This is a genomic window from Staphylococcus sp. GW821-FHT11H10 (assembly GCF_058807855.1).
In genome coordinates this window covers 1-4,870 of sequence record NZ_JBXARC010000043.1, presented here as the reverse complement: position 1 = coordinate 4,870, position 4,870 = coordinate 1, and the positions used below count along the sequence as shown (strand labels likewise).

Below are 4,870 nucleotides of genomic sequence, written 5' to 3'. Positions count from 1 at the left end.
AGATAAAATAATTATAGAGTATAATATTTTTTTCATATTGCCCCTCCTTTAGTTTTTTCAAGTCAATATTATATATTCTTTATATTAAAATGTATAATATTCATAATATTTATTTTACAAAATTACTCGGAGGTCAAATATGTTTGGGTTAGCAGCAGAAACTTTTTCAATCGGAACAACAATAATCACTATTCTTAATATTCTTTTAGTTATTTTGGTTGTTTACATTATCAAATTAATTTCAAATCATTTTTCTAAAGTTAAGCAATTAGAAAAGGATGTTACTAAATTAAAAAATGAACGTTGTAATGACGAAAATAAAAATAAGAAATGAAATAAGAAATGATTTGAGCTCTCCTTAAATTCGGAGAGCTCAAATCATTTCCAAAATTTAAATTCGCGTTGCCAAAAATCAATCTGTTTTTGCAATTGTTTTTCGTTCTCTTTCAAAGTCGATTTCATTAATTCTGTTAAATCAACTGGAGATATTTCTCTAATCAATTTTTTAAATTTAGTCTTAGTATTCTTACTTAACTTTCCCCACATACTTTCTTCATGCAACAAAGTATAAACCATAGCTTGCTCATTGATTTTTTCTAAAGTAGTCCAAGCAGGTTTCAAGATATGTAAATCATTAAAACAATCATTCCAGTAATCAACCATATCTCTTTTTAATTCAACTTCTACACGCCATAAATGTTCAGACATAACATCAACATCTGCGTTATCTTTACGTTCTTGTTTCTTATTATAAATTCTAATAAATCTATCGCTATCACGAACTCCAAAATATTTTGTTTCTGGCTTGCCATTACGACCATAAAAAACAGTTTTCTTAACTGCTTTATCAGTCATTGCGTAGTAATCGCTCAAATCATCTTCAAAATCAAAAGCTAAATCTAACCTTGTAAAACCGTCATCTTCCATGTAGTCGATAATATTTTGTTTTAACCAAAGCATTTCCTCATGTGTCAGTTTGTTGGGATTAAATTCAACACGCATATTACGTCTATCCCAAGTATCTGCTTTTACTTTGTCATATTCGATATAAACTTTTTCTTGAAGTGCCTTAGCTTTAAACTTTGTTTGAAGTATATCCCAAAGTCGTATTTGTGGCTCTACACTCATAAATCCAGACAGTTTCTGAGCATTGTTTCTGTTTAGATTTCCAACAATTGTCATGGCATCAAAACTTAATTCGGGTTGAGATTTTCCCAAAGTTTGACCACTTAACCGGCTATTAGAGTATCCGGTTTTAGAAAAATTATCTAAATCGTTATTTTGTAAGTAATTTGATTGATTTTCTTTAGTCATAAAAAAACAACTCCTTAATTTAATTTAAGAAGTCGCCCACCCAAATATATATCTTGAAGAATAAACTAATATCGTTTAATATCTAGATATACAAAAATTATAAAACACACCGAATATGTTTTTTCTTTTGGATAAGTCGCATTCACAAACTTTGGTCAGGGAGTGAGGGCGACTTCTTTTTTTATTTTGTTATTAATATAACACTATGCAAAGGCTTGGTCTATTTAGACTAAGTCTTTTCTTTTTGTTGCATTATTCCAATTTCCTTATTGGTCGGAACCAACAGGGCTTTATGTGTTGTTGTGTTGGTGTTTCATTGGGATTAATCCCAAATCAACCCCACCCAACACGCTAATCAAGTTAGCTAACACATAGCCCATTCCAACCAATAAGTTTTCTCGGCATAATAGCGTGCTTTTGCTATAATTAGTAATAGGAGTTGTAACTCCTTCTCTGAATTACTCCCAAAAGTTTAGCAATTCTGTTATTAATTCTGTTAACGCTCTTAATAAGTTAAGAACACTTATTAAGAGTTTTTTTATTTATTCATGAAACTTTGCTCTTATCCATTCATACAAGATAATAAAACCAACTATACCAACTAAATAAGGGATTCCATAAGCAATATACCAAAGAAATGCTACAAAGCCCTTAGACGCTTTTATTTGGCTTGCTATGGCTTTCTGCAATACGTCCAAATGTAAAAATGCCATAAAGTCACTACCAATTGTCATAATCAAAGCAAATAACATAAAGACTAGCAACATAGCACCTATGCCCTTAAATAACTCATTTTGCCTTTTTTTATAATGTTCATGAGATTCTCTAACTTCTTGCAACATACGTTTATTTTCATCACGTACTTTATAAATATCTCTGCCTATGATGTTAGCTAATTCATCTGTTTCCACTTTATCTAATTTCTTTTTGAGTATATCTGTAAAGTCATTATGTGTCTTGAATGCACTATCTCGAAAATCCTTCGTCGCCTCTGTCAAATTCGATCTGAGTTGTTTTTGTTCGTTCTCTCGTGCGTTCTGGTTCTCTTGTATCTCTGCCAGATATTTGATGATGAGCTTGTTTTGTTTTTTCAGTTCGTCTAATTCTTGTCTTTCTAAGTTGCTCTGCGTTATGCTCGACGGCATCCCAGTCGACGTCGAATTGTTCTGTGTACGCTGTGACTGGGTCTTGTTCTGATTGTCGTTCTTCTTCTCTTTCTCGTCTTTCAAACTCATGTTCTAACGCCCCCTTATCATAATCTTGTCCAAGTGTTTTACCACGTACCCATTTATTGACGTCCTCAGGCTTATAGGAAACGTTTTTACCCCTTACCTTAAATTCTATACCTTCTTTCTCTAAATGCTCTGAAAAGCTCTTAAAATCACTTGTATGAGCTTTTGCATTTTCAATCTGTTCTCGCAATTCATCTTTCCATGATGTTTTGCCTTTATCTATCAATGCACTTTCTGCCTGCGTATATCTCAAATGTGCCGTATCTCGTTCTGGGACACTCAAACCATGAGAGCGACATATATTGTCGTTTTCTCGTTTTACCAGTTCTCGTTGTTGCTTGTTACTTTGGTATTTTTTTCCTGTTTCTAAGTCAATTGAATTAATCACAATATGATTGTGTACATGTTCTCTATCTGTATGTGTATAGATTGCTACTTGATGATTAGGTGCAATCTTTTCTGCGAGTTCCAAACCTAATTGATTACATTGTTCTGGTGTAACTTCACCTGGTTTAAAAGATTGTATTACCGTATGTGCTTGAACACCATTTTCTTTACCGTACAAAGCCCTAGTTTGTTTAAATGCCGATTTAGCATAATCTACATCACAATTTAAGCCACTTTTTTCTTCTGCTCGCTTTTCTGCATAATTGATTGCTCTACTTGCCGATTTAGTATTACCTAATTTAGTTGTTGCCATCATCATCACTTCGTTTCTGTTTAGGTGCTATTTTATTTATTAATGGTCCAACCAAAGTACAAACAATTAAGTAAGGTATGAAAAACCATAAATTGTTACTAAAATCAAAATCTAAGAATAAAATAGCCATTAATATTAAAAACACAATAAAATACCAAATACCGTACAATAAAATCCTTAATTTAGCCTTTGCCATATATCATCAAGCCTTTCACGAAGTTCTCTCACATTACGTTCTAAAGCCTCATAATTTGGTGCCTCATGTTGATGTTGATTGCAATATTTAGCGATTTGATTTGCATTTGCCCCCAACATACTTAAATCTTTGGCAATCGATTGTCGCGTTTCTTTATCAAATTTAGGTGCGACCAATCGACTGCCTTGTGCCTTTTTCTTAACGAAAGCAGGCACACTCATATTTAAAGTTTCCGCAGATTGTTGTAACTTTAAATATTCGGATTCGCTCACACGAAAACTAATTTGTTTCGGCTCTTTACGGTTGGGTTTATGGTTTTTCCCAACAGTTTCATCGCTAGCCACAAATTTATTTTGTTCGCTCATTAAATCCCACCACGCTTTCTTCGAAAGAAATTACTTAATATAAATCTAGCTTACAGGGTAAGCCAGATTTTATCAAGTAATTATGTGGTTTGGCAAGCGTCGTATTTTCTAGCCACTTCGTTCTGAAAATACCGGCTTGATGGGGATATCCCCATTCCCCTTATATTTTTGCTAACGCAAAAAATGAGTGGCTAAATGCTAGCCACTCATAGTTCAAAACCATACAAAATTATAATTAAAATTTATCCTTATATTCCTCTTGTTTTATGTGTAACTGAATATCGAACTGTCTTTCCTTTATGAGATTTAATTTTAATTTTTGTTGTTACAGAAGGATACTTTCTTAAAAATTCCTTACCAGGTAAACCAGCAGTATATTTAAAGTTAGTTATACCAGACGCAGTTCTCGTATTATTACCTAACTTTTTAGATTTCAATTTTGTTAATTTAGCAGGATAAAATGAACTAGAACCCTGTGCTGAAACACTAGTTATTTTGACCTTTGTTTTATAAACTTTATAACGAGTTGTGTTTTTTAATTTCGCCACAGGATGTGGTCCATAAACTGTATATGTAAAACGACTTACATGCGATTTACCGCTTTTAGTCTTTTTAGCAGCGTAAGTTGTTATTCCTCCAGTGTTTTCGCTTGTATCTTCACTATCAGTACTTTCTGCTACTACAAGTGATCCATCACTTAATTGATTAACACTTTTATCATTTTTACCTAATTCTTGTTTAGAAGTAACTTGACTTGCCTCATTTAAACTAGCTTTTAAATTTTTTTCCATTAATGCATTAATATCTTTTTCCGGATATTTTTGCATAAAATCTTTATAAGCTTGTACATCTTCCGGACTACTTGCATTTCCTTTTTCAATTTCTGCTTTCACTAAAGCCATAGTTTTCTTGTAATCTTGTTGGATATCTCCATTCGTTTCTGCTTTAACTTCTGAACCATACGGCAAAGCAACAGTCAGAATTAAAGATAAAATAATTATAGAGTATAATATTTTTTTCATATTGCCCCTCCTTTAGTTTTTTCAAGTCAATATTATATATT

At 32.4% G+C, this 4,870-nt stretch carries 7 protein-coding genes; 1 reads left to right on the top strand and 6 read right to left on the bottom strand.

Going from position 1 to position 4,870, the window contains the following annotated elements:
* The first annotated feature begins 139 nt into the window (after positions 1 to 139).
* Positions 140 to 334 (top strand): hypothetical protein, encoded by a 195-nt coding sequence (locus tag AC1RRU_RS12425; RefSeq protein ID WP_180537782.1) that lies wholly within the window; start codon positions 140 to 142, stop codon positions 332 to 334.
* A 44-nt stretch (positions 335 to 378) separates the two neighbouring features.
* Here the strand turns inward: AC1RRU_RS12425 and AC1RRU_RS12420 are convergent, their stop codons facing one another.
* The 6 genes from AC1RRU_RS12420 to AC1RRU_RS12395 all read right to left on the bottom strand — a co-directional run bounded on the left by AC1RRU_RS12420 (position 379) and on the right by AC1RRU_RS12395 (position 4,829).
* A complete protein-coding gene (locus AC1RRU_RS12420; RefSeq protein WP_180546722.1) occupies positions 379 to 1,314 on the bottom strand; it encodes a replication initiation factor domain-containing protein in 936 nt (311 codons plus the stop codon).
* A gap of 542 nt (positions 1,315 to 1,856) precedes the next feature.
* Positions 1,857 to 2,312: a DUF334 domain-containing protein gene (locus tag AC1RRU_RS12415; protein ID WP_053038409.1), complete on the bottom strand. Its 456-nt coding sequence runs from the start codon at positions 2,310 to 2,312 to the stop codon at positions 1,857 to 1,859.
* Positions 2,281 to 3,246, bottom strand: a complete 966-nt coding sequence (locus AC1RRU_RS12410; RefSeq protein ID WP_180537785.1) for a relaxase/mobilization nuclease domain-containing protein — start codon at positions 3,244 to 3,246, stop codon at positions 2,281 to 2,283. Before AC1RRU_RS12410 ends, AC1RRU_RS12415 begins: the two co-directional genes overlap by 32 nt.
* Entirely contained in the window at positions 3,233 to 3,442 is a 210-nt protein-coding gene (locus AC1RRU_RS12405; RefSeq protein ID WP_070487720.1) for a hypothetical protein, read from the bottom strand. The genes AC1RRU_RS12410 and AC1RRU_RS12405 overlap by 14 nt, the downstream gene beginning before the upstream one ends.
* A complete protein-coding gene (locus AC1RRU_RS12400) occupies positions 3,424 to 3,807 on the bottom strand; it encodes a plasmid mobilization protein (RefSeq protein ID WP_180537784.1) in 384 nt (127 codons plus the stop codon). The genes AC1RRU_RS12405 and AC1RRU_RS12400 overlap by 19 nt, the downstream gene beginning before the upstream one ends.
* A gap of 248 nt (positions 3,808 to 4,055) precedes the next feature.
* On the bottom strand, positions 4,056 to 4,829 hold the full coding sequence (locus tag AC1RRU_RS12395) for a hypothetical protein (RefSeq protein WP_180537783.1): 774 nt from the start codon (positions 4,827 to 4,829) through the stop codon (positions 4,056 to 4,058).
* Positions 4,830 to 4,870 lie beyond the last annotated feature (41 nt).